Raw genomic sequence first — 21932 nt, forward strand, 5'->3', positions numbered from 1 at the left:
CGACACCATGACATTCTATAAGACTTTATTTTTTGACGTAGACGACACGCTGCTGGACTTTAAAGCTGCGGAAGAAGAGGCCATCACCCTCCTCTTCACAGAACATGGGATACCCCTTGCGCAGGAGACAAGATCCCGTTATTCAATCCTCAATCAATCCCTATGGCGAGATCATGAACAAGGAAAACTTGATCGGGATACGCTCCTCAACACCCGATTCTCTCTCTTTTTCAAGGAGCTCGGACAAGAAGTCGACGGGAAGGCTCTCGGCGAACAGTATCGCTCCTATCTCGAAAGGGGGGATCAGCTCATGGACGGCGCTCTTGAGACCATCACGGCCCTGAAGGAAGATCATGATCTTTACATCGTCACCAACGGGGTGTCGAAAACCCAGTATAAGCGCCTCGCTTCTTCCGGCCTTCATCCCTTATTCCTTGAAATCTTCGTATCCGAAGACACCGGCTTCCAAAAGCCGATGAAAGAATTCTTCGACCACGTCTTTGCACGGATCCCGGGCCTTGACCGGTCGGGGAGCCTCATCATCGGCGACTCCCTGACGGCAGACATCCAAGGGGATCCATGAGCGGGATCGATACCTGCTGGTACAACCCCTCTGGTAAGCCGAATGACAGCGGAATCGTTCCTACTTATGAAATCCGCGACCTCCGGGAGCTTTTGAAGCTTCTATAAATAAACGCCCCGCATCCTCTTGGTGGATGCGGGGCGTTCCGGTTCATTCCGGGAACAGCACAAAGTTCATTCGTCCGTTGATGATCTGACCCGGGCTTTTCAGTTGGAAAGTGTTGCTTGAAGGTGAAAAATCGATTTTTAACTGTTCGTCAAGGAAGACCATCTTGGACTTCTCCACAAGGATGGGGCCCTCATTCGTCTCGATCACAAGATCCTCGCCTTCCACCGGCTCATGTACATACCAAAGCGTCGGAATCCCGCTGACGACGCACCCGCATCCCTCTGTGTCATACTTTAATTTTATATGGCCTTCCCGGCCGGAAATTTTCTGTTCGATGATTTCACTTGCTTTTTCGGTCCACTCAATTTTCATCTTGTCTGCCTCCTTTACCCTTCCATACTATCATAGTTGGAGAAGACGTATTGCAATTTCGGCTCAGTCCCTATACTATCAAAGAGATTACACGATTTTGAAAGGGTGGATGACAATGTCAAAAGCACAGATCAAAGTGAACGATAACGGGTCTTTCCGGGTCAGCGGGGATGTTGAACTCGTAGATGCCGACGGGAATGTATTCCCAACAAAACCGGTATTCACCCTATGCCGATGCGGCATGTCTGCGAATATGCCGTTTTGCGACGCATCCCACAAAGGGAAATTCGACTCCTGCGTGCGCGCCGAAAAAGTCCTGGACGAAGAATAATCACTCATCGATCCGGATATCTGCTATGTCAGCTAGCCGGATCGCATGGACCTCACCGAAGCGATCCACTACACGGAGCTTCCCCTCAAGGGAATCTGCGTGGTGAATTTCCCCGATGAGGAGGCGATGCCGCTCCCTTTCATAATGAGTGATCATCACACTCCTGCCGTATTCCACCGCTTCTGTCACCACTTCATTCATCATCTCTAACTCCTGTTCATCCAGCTCCCTTCGCTTTTCAAACGAGTCTTCCTCCGCCCAATCCCTCAGCATTTTCACATGCTCGGGAAGCATCATCGATGTCCACTTGATTTTCCCACGATCGCGAATCATCCCATTCACCTCTCATTCCTCTACGATTTATGACCGCCGACCAGCTTCGCCCGGTGGCGTGCCGTCCCGGCCGCCGTGTAGGAAACCGCCCTCAGGAGGGAAGAAGATCCATATTTATTCCGGATCCCGTCCACCACATAGCCGAGCCTTTTCAGTTCCGGGCGCTTCAAGTCGAAAAGCGACATTTGAAGCGGGCCGTCTTCCACGATATTGGATAACGTAATGGATAATTTCCGGACGGTCCTTCCGCTGTAATTCTCTTCAAACAGCTCCAGGCAGGTCCGGTAGATCTCCATCGTGATGTTCGTCGGCTCCTCCACCGTCCTGGACCGGTGGAACCCTCCGCCGAATTCTTCATGACTGTACCCGAGGCCGAAGCTGATGGTCCTTCCCGCCTTTTTATGGGAACGTGCGCGCCGGGCGACCTCTTCACACATCTCCAGGATGACATGCTTGATTTCTTCCTTCTCTTTATAATCCCGAAGCAGGATCTGGCCTTTACCGAAGCTCACCTGTCCCTCCATGATGGGGGCCCCGATTTCAGACAGGTCCACCCCCCATGCATGATGGTACAGCTGATTCCCCATGATCCCGAATTTCGCTTCAAGTTTCCCGAGCTCATACTGGGCAAGCTGCCCCACCGAAAAGATCCCCATTCGGTTCAGTGTCTTTTCAAGGCGTTTGCCGATCCCCCACATCTCGCTCAAAGGAGAAAGCGGCCATAATTTTTCCGGGACATCTTCATACGTCCACTCGGCGATCCCCCTGGATTTCGCATCAAGGTCAAGGCAAAGCTTGGCAAGAAGCATATTCGGTCCGATCCCGATGGCACAAGGGAGCTGAAACTCCCTCTCCATATCGTCCTGGATCTTACGGGCGATTTCTTCCGCTCCGCCCCACAGTCCCATTGCCCCATCGATCTTGATGAAACTCTCATCCACGCTGTACGTATGAATGGCCTCCTTCGGGACGTAACGGTGGAACAGCTTCGTGATCTCCATGGAAATCCGGACATAAGTCGCCATCTTCGGTTCCACCAAGCAGATCCGATCATCCCGCGGGATTTCGTACATCCGCGCCCCGGTCTTGATCCCAAAGTCCTGCTTCAGCTTCGGTGAAGCCGCCAGCACGATGCTCCCCTGACGACTCTGATCCCCGACGACCGCCAGATAGCAATCAAGGGGATCAAGTCCCATCATCACAGCCGAACAACTGGCATAGAAGCTCTTCATATCGATGCACAAAATCTTTTGATGCGGAAGCCCGCTGTAATCGACACTCATCTCTCCCACCCCAAACCAGAACATTCGTTCCATATAGTATATGATGATTGTATACGAATATACGTTCCTATTTCAACAAAAATTATTGGTAAAAAGAAAAGCGGAGGGGGCTCGCACTGAGGCGACAAGCATAAGGCGAAGATCTCAGGAAGGCGGTCTTGGCCTTTTTGAGATCTTTGACTTATGACCTCGAGCCTCAAGCCCCCGGAGCTGGACATGAAGAAAAGCAGAGGCGGGTCGTTCTGAGGCGACAAGCATAAGACAGAGAACCCGGAAAGGCGTTCTGTGCCTTTTTGGGTTCTCTGGCTTATGACCTCGAGCCTCAACCCGCCGGAGCTGGACACGAAGAAAAGCGGAGGGGGCTCGCACTGAGGCGACAAGCATAAGACGAAGATCTCAGGAAGGCGGTCTTGGCCTTTTTGAGATCTTTGACTTATGACCTCGAGCCTCAAGCCCCCGGAGCTAGACATGAAGAAAAGCGGAGGCGGGTCGTTCTGAGGCGACAAGCATAAGGCGAAGACACCGGAAAGGCGGTCTTGGCCTTTTTGGTGGCTTTGACTTATGACCTCGAGCCTCAAGCCCCCGGAGCTAGACATAAAGAAAAAGCGAAAGGGACCTGAGGAGATTTGAACTTTTATGATTGGATTTAAAAAGCATTCAAGGCAGGGTCATTGGTTGAGAATGACCCACTCGAGGATCTTATGGTTGGCAGAGAGCTGCTACAGTCCTCAAGAAAAGGAATGACGATGTGGATTTCGGGGGGATTTAACCGCCTTGGCCTGCTGCTGAAGATTGCCCGTAATCTTTTCGAACACCTTCCTGACCTGGGACCCCACCAATCAATGATGGGCCCCTCTTCAAGAATCGACTAAACATGCCTCAACCGGGATGAAAGCATCGCGCGATCTTCCCGCGCCTTCTCCAATAGGCAGAACTCACCACGTTTCACAGCCTGACTGATCCGTTTCAGTTCCTCCCATGCCCGGGAATGGGTCTTCCTGTCGATCGCCCCGGTTTTCAACGCTTCATCAAGCTCCTCGGCATCGAGAATCTTCGTCTCACCCGAAGGCAGGACAACCAGATCCAGATACAGGTCATCCAACCAAGGGATACCCCCATCCTCGCCGACTCCATCGCAAATATCAATATACCACTGGATGACCTCCCCTCTGTCATCGAACATCGTCGTTAAGGCGTATGAGCCATGATCGGGGAAGTGTTGGAGCCATTGGTACCCTTTATCCACCAGACATATGGGAAGGTCGCCATAGTCTTTCCACAGCGGCTCCCTAACGTTCAGGAACTCAATCAAAGCGACCCGGCCTTCAAACCCTTCCCGCACTGTATCAGCCGCGGCATACCGTTTGTCCAGTATCCGCTCCCATCCTCTGCGATCTGCGAATTTCCTTTTCATCTTTCCACACCCCTTTCTATTAAAAAATGGTTTCCCTTTTAGCATATGAAGGGATTAAGGCACATCTGTCGAATGGTAGGAGAGAAGAAAGACAAAGGAGGCTCACAATGGACAAGTGGATCCATCGCGTCATCACATGCTTGTTCTTTCCTGCAAGCCTGGTGAATATGATCGTGCGGTTGAAAGATAAAAAACCTCCCTATGGGAAGGTCATTCAGACAGCGAGAGGTGCTTTTCATGTAATCGAAAACGGAAGCGGACCAGTCACTGTCGTCTTTGATGCGGGTTTATCGGGCCATGCCATGCAGTGGCATAGGGTCCAGGAAGAATTGAGCAGATTCACCCATACCATTTCATTCGACCGCGGCGGGTATGGATGGAGCGAGCCCCGCCATGGAGCTCATGATGCGAAAGGGGCAGGGGAAGATCTTGATGCCATCCTGGGATGCCCTCCATTGTCACTCTACCCTGTTGCTCGTCGCCCATTCCTATGGAGGCTTGAACGCAAGACTTTACAGCTCACTTCATCGAGAAAGGGTAAAGGGGCTCGTGTTGGTGGATACCGTCCATGAAGACCGGTATACGCTAAATGCCATGACCGATCGCAGAAGGAAGGAATGGAGGAACATGCTCCGTGGCATGCGGTTCGCCCACTATTTTTCACGGACGGGCTTCCCCCGCCTTTTCACGGAAAAGGTCGGTGGTGACTTTCTTTTTCCGGAACTGCAGGAATGGCACCCGGCGATCGGCTACCGACCCGAAGCATACGAAGCCGTCTTTAACGAATTGAAGGACAGCGCCCTGTCTGCTGAACAGATCCGTCATTGCCCTCCACTGGATCCCAGTCTGCCTCTTACACTGATCCAGGCCCGTCATACGGATCCCGAGTGGCAAGGGTATGTAAAAAAGCTCAAGCTTCTGACAAAAGATCCGACGATCATTGAAACCCCACACGGCCATAGTATCCAGATGGAAAACCCCGCTCTGGTTACCGGAGCCATACTCGACACCCTCCGTGGGATCGAACACGAAGAGACCGGTCAAGCGTGACCGGTCTTACTGCGTGACAGGACGAGCGGGCACCATCACCCGCTCATGCTGGAGATTCACCATGACCCTCACGTCCGTCCCGATGGAAGGGTCCGTGAACCGCACATCATAAACCCCCGGCACCTCCTTGGTGACGGAGTGAAGGAGCACCTCTGAGAATCTCGGATCCTGAAGGACCAGCCGGACGGCGTGGCACTCCTTCATACTTCCCTCATCGGAGAAGAGGCTCATTTTTGCCGCCTCCGCCCTGCGCGGATGGGACTCGGAGATCTCCCCGTCTGCTTCTACCTTGATCTTATCCCCAAGACCCACGTCCTTCACCGGAATTTCATCCCCGTCCCCATTTATCACGACTGCATCTTGTACAGAAAACCATGTATCATTGATTAAAAGTTCTTGTGCTTCCACCTGGGTGACAAAGCCTATGTACGACCCACTGGACTGCCTATGTTCCGCCGCGTTCCCCATTCCGCAACCGGTCAACAGGACCATGGCGGTTACAAGCATCACAGCGATCGAAGAATTCTTCATAGACTCCCTCCCCTCCCTACTTTAGACGGATGAGCAGGGAAAAAGGTTTCATGAAAAATGAAAATTCCGAATAAAACGATCGACTATTGGTTCCGATTACAGTCCGAGTGAATTTCCTGATTAAGGTAGGAAAGCACCCAATCATTTTTTGAAAAAGAATCGATTCCCGACGGTTTCGATCAGGCCTGGGAACAGCTGGTAGAACAAACTTCCTGCGTTCATCCACCGCGGCAGATTGATTTCCCTCCTGGAAGTAAATAAGGCATGGATCACTTTATCGGCCACATCGTCCGGGTTCAACATCAACTTTTCGACATTTTTCACATAGGTGCCCGACTCATCCGCAATGGTAAAGAAGTCGGTGGCAATCGGACCGGGATTGACAGCCGTCACCAACACGCCGTACCGCTTCGCTTCCATCCTCAGACCGTTGGTGAATCCAAGGACCGCGTGCTTCGATGCCGAGTAGGCGCTTGATTTGGGCGATGCAAACTTCCCTGCCTGCGAAGCGATGTTGACGATATGACCGTAGCCCTGCTCTTTCATGATCGGCAGGACTTCACCGGTACATGCCATCAGTCCGAGGACGTTGACGTCGATCATCCCCTTCACTTCCTCAAAGGACACCTCATGGGCTTCTTTGAAGATTCCGAAGCCTGCATTATTGATCAGCACATGGATATGTCCGAACTCTGCCTTGATTTCCCCGAATGCCTTTCCTACCGCTTCATGGTTCCGTACATCAAGGGGATAGCCCACCACCTTGACACCGTATTGATCCCGAAGTTTTGTGGCCAACCCATCGATGAGCGGGGCGCGGCGTGCAATGAGGGCAAGATTCGCGCCGGATTCGGCGGCCTTTATCGCCATCCTCTCCCCGATTCCCCCGGAGGCACCGGTGATGATGATGGTTTTTCCTTGTATCTTAGAATTCATTGTGACTCCCTCGCTTAAGAAAAATAGTAGTACACCCCATGTTGTTTCTCTACTTTTATTCTATCCGATGCCTCAAGATAATCAAGCTGCCCGATTGTTTCGGATAAGGTGAGACCAAGCTCCTTCTTGTACACGGCAGGAAACAGCCTTTTGCAAATCTCGAAGGCCGTCATGGGGCGGGCCTGGATCATCGTTTGGACGGAAGCTGCCCGCTCTTCCTGCTTCCGCTTCCTTCTGACGATGAGTTCCTGTACATCCCGGACGTCCTCTCCGTGCCCTGTATACGCCATCGAAACAGGCAAGTTTGTCAGTTTATCGAGGGATTCATTATACTGCAACATGGGCTTCGGCCTTCCTCCGCCATTGAATAACGGTTCAATCAAAGGGTTGGGGGAAATATGCGCAAGGATGTGGTCGCCGGCAATGAGGGTACCATCCTCCTCACGATAGAAAGACAGGTGACTCTGAGCGTGTCCGGGGGTACCGATGATGGTCCACCCCGGAAGCCCGGGCAATTCTCCCCCTTCTTCTACGCAGCGGTCAAGCGGGCGATTCCCCATCAGGGTGAGAAGGTGTTCAAACGATGTGATCCTAGAAAGGATTTCTTCATCGACCCCCGATTCCCGGGCAAGGTCGAAAAAGAACGTGCCATAGTCATCGAGAAAACCTGCATCCCTGTGCAGCCAGTGACGGTTATACGGATGGCCGATGATCTCCACCGAAGGGGCAAATCGCTCGACCAAGCCTGCATGATCAGGGTGATGATGGGTCAATACCACCTGTTCAATGTCCCCTGGCCCGTATCCCGCTTCACCTATCTGTGCAGTCAAGCTCTCCCACGCTTCTTCCGTAAGAGGGCCCACATCGACTAAAGTCAACGCGTCCCCTTTCAGTAGATAAACATTCACGTCCCCAACCGCATACGGTGTGGGTAAAGTGATTTTGGTTATGGTATCCTTCAATGTCTTTCACCTACAGTTAGATAGTTTTTTGGACCGGATGGCTTCAGCCGCCCCGCAAAAATGAATGGTCCTTCATTTCAGTGTACCCTGTAATCCTGCCCGTGTCATTTTTCTTTTTTCAGAATAAACTGAAATAAACCCTTGACAGACGGGTTGCCTATCGAAGATAATCACCTATAATACTAAACGGCCAAAGCGAGGAGAAAGACAAGTAGCATGCTGACGATGTCAGAGAGCGGTATTCACCGGCTGCAAGATACCGCCATCCTCTCTGCATGCGAACCTACCTTTCGAGCGTCTTTAATAAAGAACGTGTTCCAGCGTTATTGGAAAATGAGTGTGCCCGTTCATCGGGCAAAACAAGGTGGTACCACGGGAGCAGATCCTTTCGTCCTTTTTCTGGATGAAGGGTCTGCTTTTTTATTTTTGGATTCTCAGGAGGGATGAATAGATGAACACATTATTTATTGGAGCAGGCTCAATGGCCTGCGCGTTGATGAGAGGGGCATTGAAATCCGGTGCGTTGAAAAAGGAAGATACGTATGCGCTCAATCGTTCGAATGAAGTGCGCATGAAGGAAATTGATGAATGGTTCGGTGTATCAAAACCGGGAAGGGGCCTATCATTTGACCTGGTGGTCCTTGCCATGAAACCGAAGGATTTTGACGAAGCGGCAGACGTGATCCGGAGCCATCTTTCCAGCCAAACCGTCATCCTGTCCGTTCTCGCAGGCATCCCGGTCTCCTATATTCGCGAAAAGCTCGGGTTCCTTGGGGGAATCGCCCGTGCCATGCCGAATACGAGTGCCGCCCTTGGGAAATCGGCGACCGCCGTGACCCTTGATCGCTTTGGCGATCGGGTCATGAAAGAGGCCGTCGTCCACCTGCTCGACTCGGTGGGTCTGACCGTGGAGGTGGAAGAACACCAGCTCGACCTGATCACCGCCTTATCAGGGAGCGGCCCTGCCTATATTTACTATATGGCGGAAATGATGCAGGCAACAGCCGTTGAACTCGGCCTCCCATCCGAGCTTGCACGGGATTTGACCATCCGCACGATCACCGGAGCAGGGGCCATGCTCGAAGAATCGGGACTGGACGCCGAGGAGCTGAGGAAAAATGTCACGAGCCCTGGTGGGACGACGGAAGCGGGAATTGAAGCGTTGAAGGCACACGGGGTGGAACATGCCCTGTTCGATTGCATTTCCTCCGCACGCAATCGCTCCGAGGAACTGGGGAGAAAACTCATCAAAACGGAAAAAGACTGAAGCGTCCCGGAGCAGATTTCTTTCCCATCCTCATGCCGCGTTGATATAATCTTGTGCATCGGGAAAAATAAAATCCTGAACTGGCCGAATGGAGGGAAAAGAATTGAATCGAAAACTATTTCAACCATATACCATCAAGAATGTAGAATTGAAAAACCGCATCGTCATGGCGCCGATGTGCATGTACTCTTCCCATAATGAAGACGGAAAAATTGAGAACTGGCACCGCACGCACTACACGAGCAGGGCTGTAGGAGGAGCAGGGCTGATCATACAGGAAGCTACTGCCGTCACACCCCAGGGTCGCATTTCCCCTCAAGACCTTGGAATCTGGAGTGATGATCACCTCGAAGGACTGACAGAGCTTGTCTCTCTCATGAAGGAACAAGGGGCCAAAACCGGCATCCAGCTTGCCCACGCCGGAAGAAAAGCAGTCCTTGAAGGGGATATCCTCGCACCGTCCGCCATCGCCTTCAACGACGACATGAAAACGCCTGTTGCCATGACGACCGAACAGATCAAAGAAACGGTCACAGCGTTCAAAAATGGTGCTGAGCGTGCCAAAAAAGCCGGATTCGATGTGATTGAAATCCACGGCGCCCACGGCTATCTCGTCAATGAGTTCCTGTCCCCCTCTCCAACAGACGGGAGGATGAATACGGAGGGAGCGCAGAAAACCGCTACCGCTTCCTGAAGGAAATCATCGACGGGGTCAAAACCGTATGGGACGGTCCCCTCTTCGTCCGTGTGTCGGCGAAGGATTACCATGAGGAAGGCCTCGACGTGCATGATTACGTCGTCTTCTCCAAATGGATGAAGGAGCAGGGGGTCGACCTGATCGATGTCAGCTCTGGAGCCGTTGTTCCGGCACGGATCCCTGTCTTCCCCGGCTACCAGGTGAAACCGGCCGAACGCATCAAGCATGAGGCGGACATCGACACAGGTGCCGTCGGACTCATCACTTCGGGTCTTCAGGCAGAAGAGATCCTTCAGAATGAGCGCGCTGATCTCATCCTTCTCGGAAGAGAGCTGCTTCGGGATCCATACTGGCCGCGTACGGCAGCAAAAGAACTCGGTTACGAAATCACCCCACCCGTTCAATATGAACGCGGCTGGTAAGGCATACGCAAACCAAGGAGGGCATGTCATCGACATGGCCCTTCCTTATGTCTCCGATCACCCAAAGAAACCGGCTTCCCTGTAGAAGGAAGCCGGTTTTTTTGGGTGTATTATTCGGTGTAGATCTTTTGAATTTCATATTGAAAACCCTGATACCGATAATTTTGCTTCTGATACATCTCCCGCGGCGTATCTTCCCCGTCCGCAACAAGGATCACGGTACAATCCGGATAAAGTTCCATAACCCTTTGCTGCAGTCTCGAGGCTATCCCTTTTTTTCGATAATCCTCATGTACCATCAGACCATCGATTTCGGCCGTTCCTTCTTTCAGGATCACGTCGACGGAACCCGCAGGCTTTCCTTGGTAATAAGCGAGGAGCTGGGTGACATGGTCATCATCGAAATGTTGGCGATGGACGGTCACCTTTCCCTTGGCGAATGATTCACCGTAGATCAGATCCTGTTCATATTGAAACGCAAGGTAATCGTCGAGGTCTCTGATGACTTCAACCCTTATATCCGGGTCGTCTTCCATACGGGGGAAATCCTTCGGGTGGATTGCGTAAAGCTCCGTGAAGCTGATCTCAAATCCCCTGGAGGCCAAATGATCAGACAATCCATCAATCGGCTTCTTATTCTCAGGGAGATGGAACTTCACATGCTTTTGCCCCCTTGCAGCATGATAGGCTTTTAAGTAATCCGCCACTTCCCTGAATTCCTCCAGGCGGGGCGCCCGGAAAAATTCAATATAATTGCTGCTGTACCTTTCAAGGAACTCCGGGTCATGGACATGTTTGTACAGTTCATTTTCTTTCACTAAACGGCCATCACGATGGATGTTTTTATAGGTGATATGCGTCATGATTGTTCCTCCATTGCTTTACGCGGTACGGTATATTCCAACAGGTCCTGTGCCATCATGGTTTCAGGGAAGATCTCTTGTGCTTCCTGTACCAGTTCCGGCCATGCTTCTTTCGCGTAGCGGGACGATATATGGGTGAGGAACAGAACCCCCGCCCCGGCATCACGTGCCGTTGCCGCCGCCTGTGCAGTGGTGGAATGGAAATAATCCCTCGCCATCTGCTCCTGGTCCCTGTTAAATGTGGCTTCATGGATGAGAAGATCTGCCGATTCAGCAAGTGCCCTTGAATTCGGACATACCCTGGTGTCACCGAGTATGGTTACGATGCGCCCCGGGACAGGGGGTCCGAGGAAATCCTTTCCATCGATGACTTTTCCGTCTTCAAGAGTGATCGTCTCTCCTGCCTTCAGTCGTTTGTAGATCGGACCGGGTGCGACTCCTGCCTCCCTCAGACGTTCGACTTGGAGGACGCCTGGTGCATCCTTCTCCGTGATTCTGAACCCGAAGGATTCAATTCCGTGATCGAGCTTGCGGGCTTCAACGGTGAATTGGTCATCACTGAAAATGATCCCTTCCCCGATTTCCACCACATGAAGGGGATAGCGAAGATGGGTCTTGCTGACGGACAGGGAAACCTCGATGAACGCTTTGATCCCTTCCGGTCCGTAAACCGTGAGTGGGGTCTCCCCTCCCTGGAAAGACCGGCTGCCGAGGAAACCAGGGAGCCCGAATATATGATCACCATGCAAATGCGAGAGGAAGATCTTTTCGATCCTTCTCGGCCGGATGTTCGTATGTAAGATCTGATGCTGTGTCGCTTCCCCACAATCGAAAAGCCAGATCGCCCCCCGTTCTTCCAAAAGCTTAAGGGCAACGCTTGACACATTGCGAAATTTGGCGGGCACGCCTGCACCCGTCCCTAAAAATTGCACATCCACGTTCTTCACCTCTATGTATTCTGTTCTTTCATCATAGCACATCTTTTGCTTTCCTATTACTAGTTGATATCGGAAAAGGGCCAATCTTTCATACTTTTATCATTTTGAGCCATTCTAATCAAAGGAGCTTTCCCAGTCAGGCAAAAGACTTGCTTATTGGAGGATTAGTTTTTACAATGAAATCATTGTACAAAAGAGGAAGTACCATGCCGGCTATACCGGCAAAAAGATAAAGTGAGGTCATGACATTGAATAATCAGCATACACCATCTTCTCTTATTACGATTTTCGGGGCGACTGGTGATCTAGCCAAGAGAAAACTATATCCATCCCTTTATCATTTATTTACAAAAGGAAAGATCTCCAAGCACTTTGCCGTCATCGGCATCGGGCGCAGGGAATGGTCGAACGAAACCTTCCAGGAGCACGTAAGAACCTCTGTACATAACGCAATCGGCAGTAATGAAAACATAGAAGAATTTGTATCCCATTTTTATTACCAGGCTCATGATGTATCAAGCGATGAATCATACAGGGAATTGAAAACCCTCTCGGATCAGCTGGATGAACAGTATCAGCTTGAAGGAAATCGCATCTTCTATCTCGCCATGGCACCTGAATTCTTCGGTACCATCACCGAGCAGCTCAAGAAGCAGGGCGTGACGGATGCAAAAGGCTTCCAACGTCTTGTGATCGAGAAACCATTCGGTCACGATCTTCCTTCTGCTGAAGCGCTGAATAAACAGATCCGCGAATCCTTCTCTGAAGACCAGATCTACCGCATCGATCATTATCTCGGTAAGGAAATGGTTCAAAATATCGAGGTTATCCGTTTCGCCAATGCCATGTTCGAACCGCTCTGGAACAACCGTTACATCTCAAACATCCAGGTGACTTCTTCGGAAGAGCTCGGGGTGGAGGACCGCGGCCGTTACTACGAGAAAAGTGGAGCGCTCCGTGACATGGTGCAGAATCACTTGATCCAGATGGTGGCCCTCCTTGCCATGGAACCGCCAATCAAGCTGACAACCGATGAGATCCGCAGCGAGAAGGTCCGCGTTCTTCGCTCCCTTCGTCCAATCGAAGGCGAAGAAGTGAAAGACTACTTCGTACGCGGTCAGTACGGACCTGGAAAGATGCAAGAAGAAGCTGTACCGGGCTACCGGGAAGCAGACAATGTGGATGATGAGTCCAACACGGAAACATTCGTGGCAGGTAAACTGATGATCGATAACTTCCGCTGGGCAGGTGTGCCATTCTATATCAGAACGGGCAAGCGCATGGAAACAAAATCGACGAAAATCGTCGTACAATTCAAGGATATCCCGATGAATCTTTACTACAATCCAGGGAAACCACTTGCGCCGAACCTTTTGGTGATCCATATTCAACCTGAAGAGGGCATCACCCTTCACCTCAACGTTAAGAAAACCGGTCAGGATATTGAAACGACTCCTGTCAAATTGAATTTTGCCAACCACGACTTGGATGGCATCAATACACCGGAAGCTTACGAAAAATTACTTCATGACTGCCTGAGGGGCGATGCGACGAACTTCACCCTATGGGACGAAGTGAAATTGTCCTGGGCATTTGTTGACAAGATCTCTGAAATTTGGGAATCTACTCAACAGGAAGACTTTCCTAACTACCCTGCCGGCTCCATGGGTCCAAAAGCAGCAGACGAGCTATTGGACAAAGATGGTTTCAACTGGTGGCCGATAGGGAAACTTGATGTAGAATAACAAAGATACTTGAAGGGTGAGGAAACAATGAAGATCTATGACGTAACTGCTCCAATCCACAGCGATATGCCGGTATACAAAAACAAGCCGGAGAAAAAGCCGTCCATCAAGACCGATACAAACGGACACGTAACGGAATCACGCATCTCCATCGACCTACATACCGGTACACATGTTGATGCTCCCCTCCATATGTTCAACGAAGGGGAAACAATCGAAACGATCGATATCAAACAGCTCGTCAGACCGGTGAAAGTATTCGATTTGACAGATGCAGAAGAAAATATTTCCTACGACGATATCAAAGACCTAGATATCGAAGAAAATGATTTTGTCATCTTCAAGACGAAGAACTCATGGGATGAAGAGTTCAACTTCGAATTCATCTATGTAGCCGCAGATGCCGCCAAGCACCTTGCAGAGAAAAAGATTGCAGGTGTCGCCATCGATGCGCTCGGCATCGAACGTGCCCAGGAAGGTCATCCGACTCACCGCACATTGATGGGGAATGGAGTCATCATCATGGAAGGTCTCCGACTCAAAGACATTGAACCGGGACAATACTTCATGGTCGCAGCTCCCCTCAACGTACAGAAAACCGACGCTTCTCCTGCAAGGGTCCTCTTGTTTGATGAAATGATCGGATAAACACGAAAAAGGGTACCAAATCGATCAGATTTGGTACCCTTTCTGTATAGATGAGTGCTACTCAAAGGTAAAGTAACCCACACACAGGATGCATAACCCTGAACAAATCAGTACTAAAAACAGCTTTCTTATATACCATGGGAACAGATGGATCAAATACATTAGGATCTCCCCTAAAATGCTCCCTGAATCGGCATGTAACAGGTCACTTTGATAAAACTCTTTCCCCTTAACCGAGAAAAAAATCAGACTAAGAAAAGAAAAAGCGGAAAATAGCATCATTAGAATATCCATATAGACTCCTCTATCATCCTTCGATTTAGCTTGCGTGTTGCCGCTCTCGGTCATGGAATACTGATATGCCCATTTCACCATACTATTTTACGCTTGATGATAAAGGCAAAAGGAAACTTCTTTGCGGATAACAGAGTACAGGGAACGTAATCTTTCAGTCAGTACGGGGAAGCTTTGCCCCTCTACGGTTCAATCCATCATCACACCATGCCTTGAGTGTAATTCATGAGTCAAACAAAAGTAAAGGGTTCAAATCGTATGCGATTTGAACCCTTTGTTACCATTCATAATCATTCGGACCCTTCCCCCTACTGAGAGGATTCCTCTATTCTCTAAGAAAATCCTTGTTAAAGCTTGTGTCAGTTTTCGTGTCAGTCCGGGCGCCTTTACTTCCTTTAATGCCCCTTGCAATGGAATCTTTTCCGTACTTGTCCTGGAGTTCGGAAACGACTTTGTACAGCGGCTCTTTTTCTGCTTCTTTTTTGTAGGAAAAAAGGTCAAGCTGTTCTGTGGCTTCGCTCTTTTCCACTACATCCTGGGCTGTGACCCCGAGGAGCCTGACAGGTTCCCCGTTCCAATGTTTCATGAACAGGGCCTTTGCCACTGCGAAGATATCCTCTTTCTTTCCTATCGGATTCTCAAGTTTCCGGCTTCTGGTGATGGACTTCCTGAACTTGTCCTTGATCATCACCTGAATCGTCATCCCGAGGACATCCTTCTGATGGAGCCTTGAGGCGACTTTCTCACTGAGTTGCAATATGACGGCCAACAGATCGTGTTGATTGGTGGTGTCTTTAGGGAGAGTAGTGGAGTTCCCCACACTTTTATAATCATAGATTGAATCGGGATCCACGATCCGCCTGTCGATCCCATTGGCTTTTTCCTTAAGCCGGAGCCCGTTGATCCCCAAACGGGACTTCAGTTGGATATCGTTTGCGAAGGCAAGGTCCCTGCATGTCTCGATCCCCATCCCGTTCAATTTCAACGCTGTTTTTTCCCCGATCCCGTGCATGTCGATGACCGGAAGCGGCCAGATTTTTGCGGGCAGGTCACGCTTCCTCAGCACCGTAATCCCCATGGGCTTCTTCATATCCGAAGCCGTCTTGGCCAGGAACTTATTGGGGGCGACACCGATACTGCAGGGAAGATCCAGCTGGGAAAGGATCTGTGATTGGATTTGTCCGGCGATTTCAATGGGTGAGCCCAGTTCGAACGAATCGGTGATATCCACATATCCCTCATCAATGGAAACGGGTTCCACGAGTTCGGAATATTGTCTTAAAATATCAAACATGCCTTTGGAAGCAGATCGGTAGCGCTCGAAATTCGGACGCATGACAATCAGCTCCGGACAGAGTCTTTTCGCCTCCCAGACAGGCATGGTGGTCTTTACACCGAATCCCCTCGCCTCATAGCTGCATGTGACGACGATTCCCCTCCGCTCCTCGGGGTTACCGGCGATGGCCAACGGTTTCCCTTTCAAAGAGGGATCATACGCCATCTCCACGGATGCGTAGAAGCTGTTCATATCGACATGGAGGATCACCCGTCCATTTTTAGGATAAAAATTTCTCATACGATCGCGTCTTTCTTAGTTGGATTGCACTTCTTGTTCCGTGACATAGGCTTGGATTTCAGGAACACCCTTCAGTCCGGCCACCAATCGATCAGGATCGATCTGGGTGAGCATGCGATCCTCGAGATTGATGATGCCTGAGAAGTAGTCTGCCTTCCCATATGCAAGCAGACCGACCTGGGTGAGGGCTTCATCGGAATACTCCATGATTTCCTTGGCTTCTTTCACAAGGAGCCCGAACGGCATGATTTCACTCTTCACCACGATAAGAAACGCATTTGTCCGGTCCAGTGATGAAGAATAAAGGATTTCTGCAAGGTCAAAGACAGGAATGAGCTCTCCCCTTACCTTCGTCACCCCAAGCACAAATGATGGGAGATGGGGGATCGGGTTGATCCCCTCCGATTTTTCAATGGAAACAATGGTATCAACGGGTAGAGCATACTCTTCCTTACCTGCGTGAAAAACAATGACTTTAGTCATGAACTGACTCTCCTCTCCGTCCTTCGACCTGGACGCTCTTCTTCCTTTTAATGTACCATAGATTGCCATGTAAGGGGAGTCAGAACAAAAGGTCCACCAGCAAACGCGCTGATGAACCTTCCTCCTTAAATCCGGAATTAGTTAGATGCCGCTGCTTCTTCTACGATGGCGATGACCATCTCAGCCAATTTATACAGCTCTTCTACAGGCATTCTTTCATTTTTTGTGTGGATTTCTTCATATCCTACCGCGAGATTGACCGTCGGGATGCCGAACCCTGCGATGACGTTCGCATCACTGCCCCCGCCGCTTGTTTGAAGCTCACTCGGGCGTCCCACTTTCGCTGCGGCACGTTTTGCCACTTCTACGACTTCATCCCCATCGGAGAACTTGAATCCCGGGTACATGACTTCGATCTCCACTTCTGCTTTACCACCCATTTCGTCGGCAGCTGCATGGAATGCTTCTTTCATTTTTTCTACTTGAGCTTCCATTTTTTCAGGTACAAGGGAGCGTGCTTCTGCAAGGATATCGACTTGCTCGCAAACGATATTCGTTGCCTTTCCGCCTTCGAAGCGTCCGATATTCGCCGTCGTTTCTTCATCGATACGACCGAGTGGCATCTTCGAGATGGCTTTTGAAGCGATGGTAATGGCAGATACACCTTTTTCAGGAGCAACCCCGGCGTGTGCCGTAATGCCGTAGATTGTCGCTTTCACTTTTGCCTGGGTCGGCGCAGCCACGATGATGTTGCCGACTTTCCCGTCGCTGTCGAGGGCAAAGCCGTACTTCGCCTTCACGAGTGAAGAGTCGAGGGCTTTTGCTCCGACGAGGCCGGATTCTTCCCCTGCGGTGATGATGAACTGGATATCACCGTGCTCGATGTTATTTTCTTTCAGCACTCTTACGACTTCAAGCATCGTAGCAAGACCTGTCTTATCATCGGCCCCAAGGATGGTCGTACCATCCGAATAGATATAGCCATCTTCCTTCAGTTCAGGCTTGACGCCCTTAGCAGGAACGACAGTATCCATATGGGATGTGAAGTAGATCGTATCTGCACCTTCCTTTGTCCCTTTGAGGTTGCAGATCAAGTTACCGGCACCGTGTCCTGTTACACCTGTCGTGTCATCCTCGAACACATCGACGCCAAGTTCGGTGAATTTTGCAGTCAATACTTTTGCAATTTCCGCTTCGTCCTTTGTTTCAGAATCGATCTGCACCAATTCCATGAATTCATTCAATAAACGCTCTTGATTGATCATATTCGTACCTCCAACATTATGTAATCACTCTACTAGTATAGCGCTAATACCCCAGCGTCACAAATAGAGTGCTTTCATGCAGGCCGGAACTTTCCCCATTTAAGCGGATGGTGGCAGAATAACCCCTTTGATGGTCGGATTAGGGCGAGCCGCCTATGCTTTTCTTCTGTCCAGCTCCGGCGGGGTGACCCTCGAGGTCATAAGGCAGTCAACCCAAAAAGGCACAGAACGCCTTTCTGGGCTGACTGTCTTATGCTTGTCGGGTCAGCCCTCCCCGCCTACGCTTTTCTTCCTGTCTAGCTCCGGCGGCTTGAGGCTCGAGGTCATAAGTCTAATCACTCAAAAAGGCACAGAACGCCTTTCCGAGTGATCCGCCTTATGCTTGTCGCCTCAGGGCTAGCCGCCTCCGCTTTTCTTGTTACAATGGGATGTTTCCGTGTTTCTTTTTGGGGCGGTCTTCTTTTTTGTTCCTCATCATGTCGAGTCCCTGGATGAGCTTGATCCGGGTTTCCCGGGGGTCGATGACGTCGTCGACCATGCCACGGGATGCTGCAACGTACGGGTTGGCGAATTTTTCGCGGTATTCTTCGATCTTTTGCGCCCTGACTGCTTCAGGATTGTCGGATGATGCGATTTCCCGGGCAAAGATGATGTTCGCTGCCCCTTGTGGACCCATGACGGCGATTTCCGCGTTTGGCCATGCAAATACGAGATCTGCTCCTATGGATTTGGAGTTGAGTGCTACATAGGCTCCACCGTATGCTTTCCGGAGGATGACCGTCATCTTCGGCACGGTTGCCTCCGAATAGGCATAAAGGATCTTGGCCCCGTGGCGGATGATGCCTCCGTGCTCCTGTTTGATACCAGGGAAGAAACCGGTCACGTCTTCGAAGGTGATGAGTGGGATGTTAAAGGAATCACAGAATCGGATGAATCTTGCCGCCTTATCAGACGAATCGATATCAAGTCCGCCTGCCATGACCTTCGGCTGATTGCATACAAGGCCGACGACTTCTCCCTTGATTCGTGCAAGGCCGACGACGATGTTCTTCGCGAACTCTTTTTGCACCTCCATGAAACTTCCTTCATCGACCACTTGATTGACGACCGTCCGCACGTCATAAGGACGGATGGCATCGAACGGGATGATATCGGTGAGGTCCGGACGATAATCATCCGATTCTCCGGTGTCGAGACGCGCGGGCTTTTCCTCATTGTTTTGTGGAAGGTAGGTGAGTAATTTCCTGACCTCTCGTAACACTTCTTCCTCGGTTTTGCCCCTGAAATGGGCATTGCCGCTGATCGAGTTGTGAACTTTTGCCCCACCGAGATTCTCTGCGCTGATCTTTTCGCCAGTCACGGTCTCGATCACCTTTGGACCGGTGATGAACATCTGACTCGTATCATCGACCATGAAGACAAAATCCGTGATGGCAGGGGAATACACGGCGCCGCCTGCACAAGGTCCCATGATGACGGAGATCTGAGGGATGACTCCCGAGTAGATCGCATTCCGGTAAAAGATGTGCCCGTAGCCGTCGAGAGAGACAACGCCCTCCTGGATCCGCGCTCCGCCAGAATCATTCAGTCCGATGAACGGAGCTCCATTTTTAACGGCAAGATCCATCACATGGGCGATCTTTTGTGCGTGCATTTCACCAAGTGCTCCCCCAAACACGGTGAAATCCTGGGAAAACAGATAAATGGGCCGTCCATCGACCTTTCCATATCCGGTCACCACCCCATCTCCCGGTCCCTTCATTCCTTCCAAACCGAAATCGACGCTTCTATGCTCAATAAAGGGATTCAATTCCACAAAGGTCCCCTCATCAACGAGCAAATCGATCCGCTCGCGTGCGGTCAGCTTTCCTTTGGCATGCTGTTTGTCAATCCGCTCATCTCCTCCGCCAAGCTCCACTTCGCGCCTGCGCTCGTATAGTTCGTCAATTTTCTCATAAATATCCATTATGTTGTCTCTCCCTTCGATGCCTTCTTCTCACAGAGTTCATAGAGTACACCCATGGAGGACTTCGGGTGAAGGAACGCGACCGAAGCCCCCCAGCACCCGTTTTCGGTTTTTCATCTATCATCCGGACGCCTTTTTCCATGATCTCCCCGATCCTCTCTTCGATCGTTTCTACAGAAAATGCTATATGGTGAAGCCCCTCTCCCCTTTTCTCAATGAAAGCCGAGACAGGACTTTGATCAGAAATGGGCTCCAATAGTTCAATCTTAAGATTCCCCGCATCGAGGAAAGCCACTTTCACCCCTTGATTGGCTACTTCCTCCAGTTTTAAAAGCGGAATGCCCAGCACGCCCTCGTAGAAAGGAAGTGCCTCTTCAATGGAGCGGACAGCCACCCCGATATGATCGACTTTCTTCATTCTCTCATCCCCTTGTTGTCACTATCACCACTATCCTATTTCCATAGATGTTGTCGAAATTCCTCCTAAAAGCACAAAAAAAGTAAACGTTTTCTCCCGTCAGAATCCTTGTTATATTGATGATTTCACGATAAAATGATGAGTAACCACGCAAACAGATTGGAGCGAACCATTACATGGGCAATAAGAAAATCCAGAGAATCATCGTATTCATCATGTTATTCGCCATGATCGCATCCACCATCATGGCCGGATTGACATTCTTGCTATAGGTATACAAAAAAGTCCGCTACGACGTAGCGGACTTTTTTGTATGGAAGGATCGTGATTTCTTGATGCCTTTGAACGAGCTTTTCAGCTGCAGGTATTCTTCCATCTCCCGGACGAACTGATAGAGGGCTGCCCTCGTCTCAAATTCTTCGCGGGTCTTGGGAAGTTCCATCTGTTCAAATTCGACTTTCATATCATAGAGCATTTTCAAGTAAAAAAGAGCGGTGTTCCCTGGGTGGATATGATCCCGCAGTTCCTCAAGGAAATCCGCGATCCGGTGACCCTGTTCAACGGTTTGTGACAGTGAAGCTGCAATGGGCAGGATCCGCTGAAGGATATAAAACTGCTTTTCCCTCATTTTAAAATACAGATAGTACAGATTTTCATGGCGCAGGAAGTGATTTTCCACGTCTTTGAATGCAAGGGTCTTCGCTTCCCTGAGAAGCTTCTCCGTTTCCGTGATTTCCTTTCCATCCCATTTGCCATCATTCGTTTTAAGATAGTTGATCATTTCACAGAAGATCTTATAAAAGTTCTCTTCGATGCGTTCCTGATATTCCACCAGCTTGGTTTCCACACTGGGCATATAGAGATTCATCAAAAGGGCGATTCCGATCCCTGTCAAAATGATCCCGAGCTCATTTTCATATAACCCCAGGGTGACCTTCCCTGCCGAATACACATGAAGGATGATGACGGAACTCGTTACGATTCCTTCCGAAATGTTAAGCGCAACGGTAATCGGGATGAAGATGAGGAGTACGAGGCCGATCACGGCAGGATGGTAGGAAATCAACTCAAAGAGGGCACCGGACATGACCATGGCGATGACACATGCCAGGAAGCGGCTCCAGGATGCATTGATCGATTTTTTCTTCGTATTCTGAATGCAGAGGATGGTAAGGATCCCTGCCGATACGAAGTTATCCAGATGAAGCCACTGGGCCACGCTGATGGCAAGCGCCGTCCCTATACCGGTCTTCAGGGTGCGGTATCCAATTTTAGGCATAGGTATTTTCAATCTATATGTCACAACCTTTTCTATCGATTGATATTGGCTTCTTATAGAATACCACATTTCAAGTGGGGCGATGCCCGATTCGAAACCTTAATTGAATTGGAAATAGTGTGACAGTCATTCCATAAGAAAAACGGAGCCGCTCCTGCAGCCCCGTTT

General features: G+C 50.3%; 21 protein-coding genes, 3 pseudogenes and 1 other annotated feature. Of the genes and pseudogenes, 9 read left to right on the plus strand and 15 right to left on the minus strand.

The features are described 5' to 3' along the window. Nucleotides 1-7 precede the first annotated feature (7 nt). Nucleotides 8-690 (plus strand): annotated as a pseudogene (locus D5E69_RS13925) (YjjG family noncanonical pyrimidine nucleotidase). A 43-nt stretch (nt 691-733) separates the two neighbouring features. Here the strand turns inward: D5E69_RS13925 and D5E69_RS13930 are convergent. Beyond that, nucleotides 734-1063 (minus strand): iron-sulfur cluster biosynthesis family protein, encoded by a 330-nt coding sequence (locus D5E69_RS13930; protein WP_048005958.1) that lies wholly within the window; start codon nt 1061-1063, stop codon nt 734-736. 115 nt (nt 1064-1178) lie between these two features. On the opposite strand from D5E69_RS13930, the gene D5E69_RS13935 reads away from it, so the two are divergent. Next, nucleotides 1179-1394, plus strand: a complete 216-nt coding sequence (locus D5E69_RS13935) for a CDGSH iron-sulfur domain-containing protein (protein WP_048005959.1) — start codon at nt 1179-1181, stop codon at nt 1392-1394. Here the strand turns inward: D5E69_RS13935 and D5E69_RS13940 are convergent, their stop codons facing one another. The 3 genes from D5E69_RS13940 to D5E69_RS13950 form a co-directional block, all read right to left on the minus strand. Next, complete coding sequence (locus tag D5E69_RS13940) at nt 1395-1727, minus strand: YolD-like family protein (RefSeq protein WP_048005960.1); 333 nt, start codon at nt 1725-1727, stop codon at nt 1395-1397. Nucleotides 1728-1747: 20 nt separating this feature from the next. After that, complete coding sequence (locus D5E69_RS13945; RefSeq protein WP_231579001.1) at nt 1748-3034, minus strand: Y-family DNA polymerase; 1287 nt, start codon at nt 3032-3034, stop codon at nt 1748-1750. Nucleotides 3035-3878: 844 nt separating this feature from the next. Beyond that, nucleotides 3879-4424, minus strand: coding sequence for a ribonuclease FAU-1 family protein (locus D5E69_RS13950; RefSeq protein WP_048014046.1), 546 nt, complete (start codon nt 4422-4424; stop codon nt 3879-3881). Nucleotides 4425-4531: 107 nt separating this feature from the next. On the opposite strand from D5E69_RS13950, the gene D5E69_RS13955 reads away from it, so the two are divergent. Then, on the plus strand, nt 4532-4996 hold the full coding sequence (locus tag D5E69_RS13955; RefSeq protein ID WP_159129793.1) for an alpha/beta fold hydrolase: 465 nt from the start codon (nt 4532-4534) through the stop codon (nt 4994-4996). After that, nucleotides 4923-5474 (plus strand): alpha/beta hydrolase, encoded by a 552-nt coding sequence (locus D5E69_RS13960; RefSeq protein ID WP_159129794.1) that lies wholly within the window; start codon nt 4923-4925, stop codon nt 5472-5474. The genes D5E69_RS13955 and D5E69_RS13960 overlap by 74 nt, the downstream gene beginning before the upstream one ends. Before the next feature lie 6 nt (nt 5475-5480). On the opposite strand, the gene D5E69_RS13965 is transcribed toward D5E69_RS13960, so the two are convergent. The 3 genes from D5E69_RS13965 to D5E69_RS13975 form a co-directional block, all read right to left on the minus strand. Further along, nucleotides 5481-6005: a hypothetical protein gene (locus tag D5E69_RS13965; protein ID WP_048005965.1), complete on the minus strand. Its 525-nt coding sequence runs from the start codon at nt 6003-6005 to the stop codon at nt 5481-5483. 141 nt (nt 6006-6146) lie between these two features. Beyond that, nucleotides 6147-6941, minus strand: a complete 795-nt coding sequence (locus tag D5E69_RS13970; protein ID WP_048005966.1) for an SDR family NAD(P)-dependent oxidoreductase — start codon at nt 6939-6941, stop codon at nt 6147-6149. Nucleotides 6942-6955: 14 nt separating this feature from the next. Further along, on the minus strand, nt 6956-7849 hold the full coding sequence (locus D5E69_RS13975) for an MBL fold metallo-hydrolase (RefSeq protein WP_347566694.1): 894 nt from the start codon (nt 7847-7849) through the stop codon (nt 6956-6958). 243 nt (nt 7850-8092) lie between these two features. Beyond that, nucleotides 8093-8302: a binding site (T-box leader), on the plus strand. 52 nt (nt 8303-8354) lie between these two features. On the opposite strand from D5E69_RS13975, the gene proC reads away from it, so the two are divergent. Together proC and namA are read left to right on the plus strand one after the other, a co-directional pair. Beyond that, complete coding sequence (proC, locus tag D5E69_RS13980; protein ID WP_063191655.1) at nt 8355-9170, plus strand: pyrroline-5-carboxylate reductase; 816 nt, start codon at nt 8355-8357, stop codon at nt 9168-9170. Nucleotides 9171-9273: 103 nt separating this feature from the next. Beyond that, nucleotides 9274-10289: pseudogene (namA, locus tag D5E69_RS13985) on the plus strand (NADPH dehydrogenase NamA). Nucleotides 10290-10399: 110 nt separating this feature from the next. Here the strand turns inward: namA and D5E69_RS13990 are convergent. Continuing rightward, nucleotides 10400-11152 carry a GNAT family N-acetyltransferase gene (locus D5E69_RS13990; RefSeq protein WP_159129795.1) on the minus strand — a complete coding sequence of 251 codons (753 nt, stop codon included), beginning with the start codon at nt 11150-11152 and terminating at the stop codon, nt 10400-10402. Next, complete coding sequence (rnz, locus tag D5E69_RS13995; RefSeq protein WP_048006391.1) at nt 11149-12090, minus strand: ribonuclease Z; 942 nt, start codon at nt 12088-12090, stop codon at nt 11149-11151. Before rnz ends, D5E69_RS13990 begins: the two co-directional genes overlap by 4 nt. Before the next feature lie 248 nt (nt 12091-12338). On the opposite strand from rnz, the gene zwf reads away from it, so the two are divergent. Together zwf and D5E69_RS14005 are read left to right on the plus strand one after the other, a co-directional pair. Further along, nucleotides 12339-13835, plus strand: coding sequence for a glucose-6-phosphate dehydrogenase (gene zwf / locus D5E69_RS14000; protein ID WP_249931491.1), 1497 nt, complete (start codon nt 12339-12341; stop codon nt 13833-13835). Nucleotides 13836-13862: 27 nt separating this feature from the next. Further along, nucleotides 13863-14483 carry a cyclase family protein gene (locus D5E69_RS14005; protein WP_159129797.1) on the plus strand — a complete coding sequence of 207 codons (621 nt, stop codon included), beginning with the start codon at nt 13863-13865 and terminating at the stop codon, nt 14481-14483. A gap of 619 nt (nt 14484-15102) precedes the next feature. Here D5E69_RS14005 and D5E69_RS14010 read toward each other — a convergent pair. From D5E69_RS14010 to mce, 5 genes and pseudogenes are all read right to left on the minus strand, one after another. Beyond that, nucleotides 15103-16353, minus strand: coding sequence for a DNA polymerase IV (locus D5E69_RS14010; protein ID WP_048005975.1), 1251 nt, complete (start codon nt 16351-16353; stop codon nt 15103-15105). A gap of 15 nt (nt 16354-16368) precedes the next feature. Further along, nucleotides 16369-16836 (minus strand): chemotaxis protein CheW, encoded by a 468-nt coding sequence (locus D5E69_RS14015; RefSeq protein WP_048005976.1) that lies wholly within the window; start codon nt 16834-16836, stop codon nt 16369-16371. Nucleotides 16837-16973: 137 nt separating this feature from the next. Beyond that, entirely contained in the window at nt 16974-18101 is a 1128-nt protein-coding gene (locus D5E69_RS14020) for a tripeptidase T (protein ID WP_048005977.1), read from the minus strand. Between the two features lie 418 nt (nt 18102-18519). Next, nucleotides 18520-20067 (minus strand): acyl-CoA carboxylase subunit beta, encoded by a 1548-nt coding sequence (locus tag D5E69_RS14025; protein WP_159129798.1) that lies wholly within the window; start codon nt 20065-20067, stop codon nt 18520-18522. Continuing rightward, nucleotides 20067-20485: pseudogene (gene mce, locus D5E69_RS14030) on the minus strand (methylmalonyl-CoA epimerase). The gene D5E69_RS14025 and the pseudogene mce overlap by 1 nt, the downstream one beginning before the upstream one ends. Nucleotides 20486-20661: 176 nt before the next feature. Here mce and prli42 point away from each other — a divergent pair. Continuing rightward, on the plus strand, nt 20662-20757 hold the full coding sequence (gene prli42, locus D5E69_RS14035; RefSeq protein WP_148795406.1) for a stressosome-associated protein Prli42: 96 nt from the start codon (nt 20662-20664) through the stop codon (nt 20755-20757). Between the two features lie 17 nt (nt 20758-20774). Here the strand turns inward: prli42 and D5E69_RS14040 are convergent, their stop codons facing one another. Continuing rightward, entirely contained in the window at nt 20775-21764 is a 990-nt protein-coding gene (locus D5E69_RS14040; protein ID WP_048006392.1) for an aromatic acid exporter family protein, read from the minus strand. Nucleotides 21765-21932 lie beyond the last annotated feature (168 nt).

It is taken from the genome of Rossellomorea marisflavi (assembly GCF_009806575.1).
GTDB lineage: Bacteria > Bacillota > Bacilli > Bacillales > Bacillaceae_B > Rossellomorea > Rossellomorea marisflavi_A.

Excerpts from the sequence above, each read along its gene's own strand:
- proC (WP_063191655.1), top strand. The coding sequence starts at position 8,355 with ATGAACACATTATTTATTGGAGCAGGCTCAATGGCCTGCGCGTTGATG.
- D5E69_RS13935 (WP_048005959.1), top strand. The coding sequence starts at position 1,179 with ATGTCAAAAGCACAGATCAAAGTGAACGATAACGGGTCTTTCCGGGTC.
- D5E69_RS13970 (WP_048005966.1), bottom strand. The coding sequence starts at position 6,941 with ATGAATTCTAAGATACAAGGAAAAACCATCATCATCACCGGTGCCTCC.
- D5E69_RS14015 (WP_048005976.1), bottom strand. The coding sequence starts at position 16,836 with ATGACTAAAGTCATTGTTTTTCACGCAGGTAAGGAAGAGTATGCTCTA.
- D5E69_RS13990 (WP_159129795.1), bottom strand. The coding sequence starts at position 11,152 with ATGACGCATATCACCTATAAAAACATCCATCGTGATGGCCGTTTAGTG.
- D5E69_RS13945 (WP_231579001.1), bottom strand. The coding sequence starts at position 3,034 with ATGTTCTGGTTTGGGGTGGGAGAGATGAGTGTCGATTACAGCGGGCTT.
- D5E69_RS14005 (WP_159129797.1), top strand. The coding sequence starts at position 13,863 with ATGAAGATCTATGACGTAACTGCTCCAATCCACAGCGATATGCCGGTA.
- D5E69_RS13965 (WP_048005965.1), bottom strand. The coding sequence starts at position 6,005 with ATGAAGAATTCTTCGATCGCTGTGATGCTTGTAACCGCCATGGTCCTG.
- D5E69_RS13940 (WP_048005960.1), bottom strand. The coding sequence starts at position 1,727 with ATGATTCGCGATCGTGGGAAAATCAAGTGGACATCGATGATGCTTCCC.
- D5E69_RS13930 (WP_048005958.1), bottom strand. The coding sequence starts at position 1,063 with ATGAAAATTGAGTGGACCGAAAAAGCAAGTGAAATCATCGAACAGAAA.
- prli42 (WP_148795406.1), top strand. The coding sequence starts at position 20,662 with ATGGGCAATAAGAAAATCCAGAGAATCATCGTATTCATCATGTTATTC.
- D5E69_RS13950 (WP_048014046.1), bottom strand. The coding sequence starts at position 4,424 with ATGAAAAGGAAATTCGCAGATCGCAGAGGATGGGAGCGGATACTGGAC.
- D5E69_RS14020 (WP_048005977.1), bottom strand. The coding sequence starts at position 18,101 with ATGATCAATCAAGAGCGTTTATTGAATGAATTCATGGAATTGGTGCAG.
- D5E69_RS14025 (WP_159129798.1), bottom strand. The coding sequence starts at position 20,067 with ATGGATATTTATGAGAAAATTGACGAACTATACGAGCGCAGGCGCGAA.
- D5E69_RS14040 (WP_048006392.1), bottom strand. The coding sequence starts at position 21,764 with ATGCCTAAAATTGGATACCGCACCCTGAAGACCGGTATAGGGACGGCG.
- D5E69_RS14010 (WP_048005975.1), bottom strand. The coding sequence starts at position 16,353 with ATGAGAAATTTTTATCCTAAAAATGGACGGGTGATCCTCCATGTCGAT.
- D5E69_RS13955 (WP_159129793.1), top strand. The coding sequence starts at position 4,532 with ATGGACAAGTGGATCCATCGCGTCATCACATGCTTGTTCTTTCCTGCA.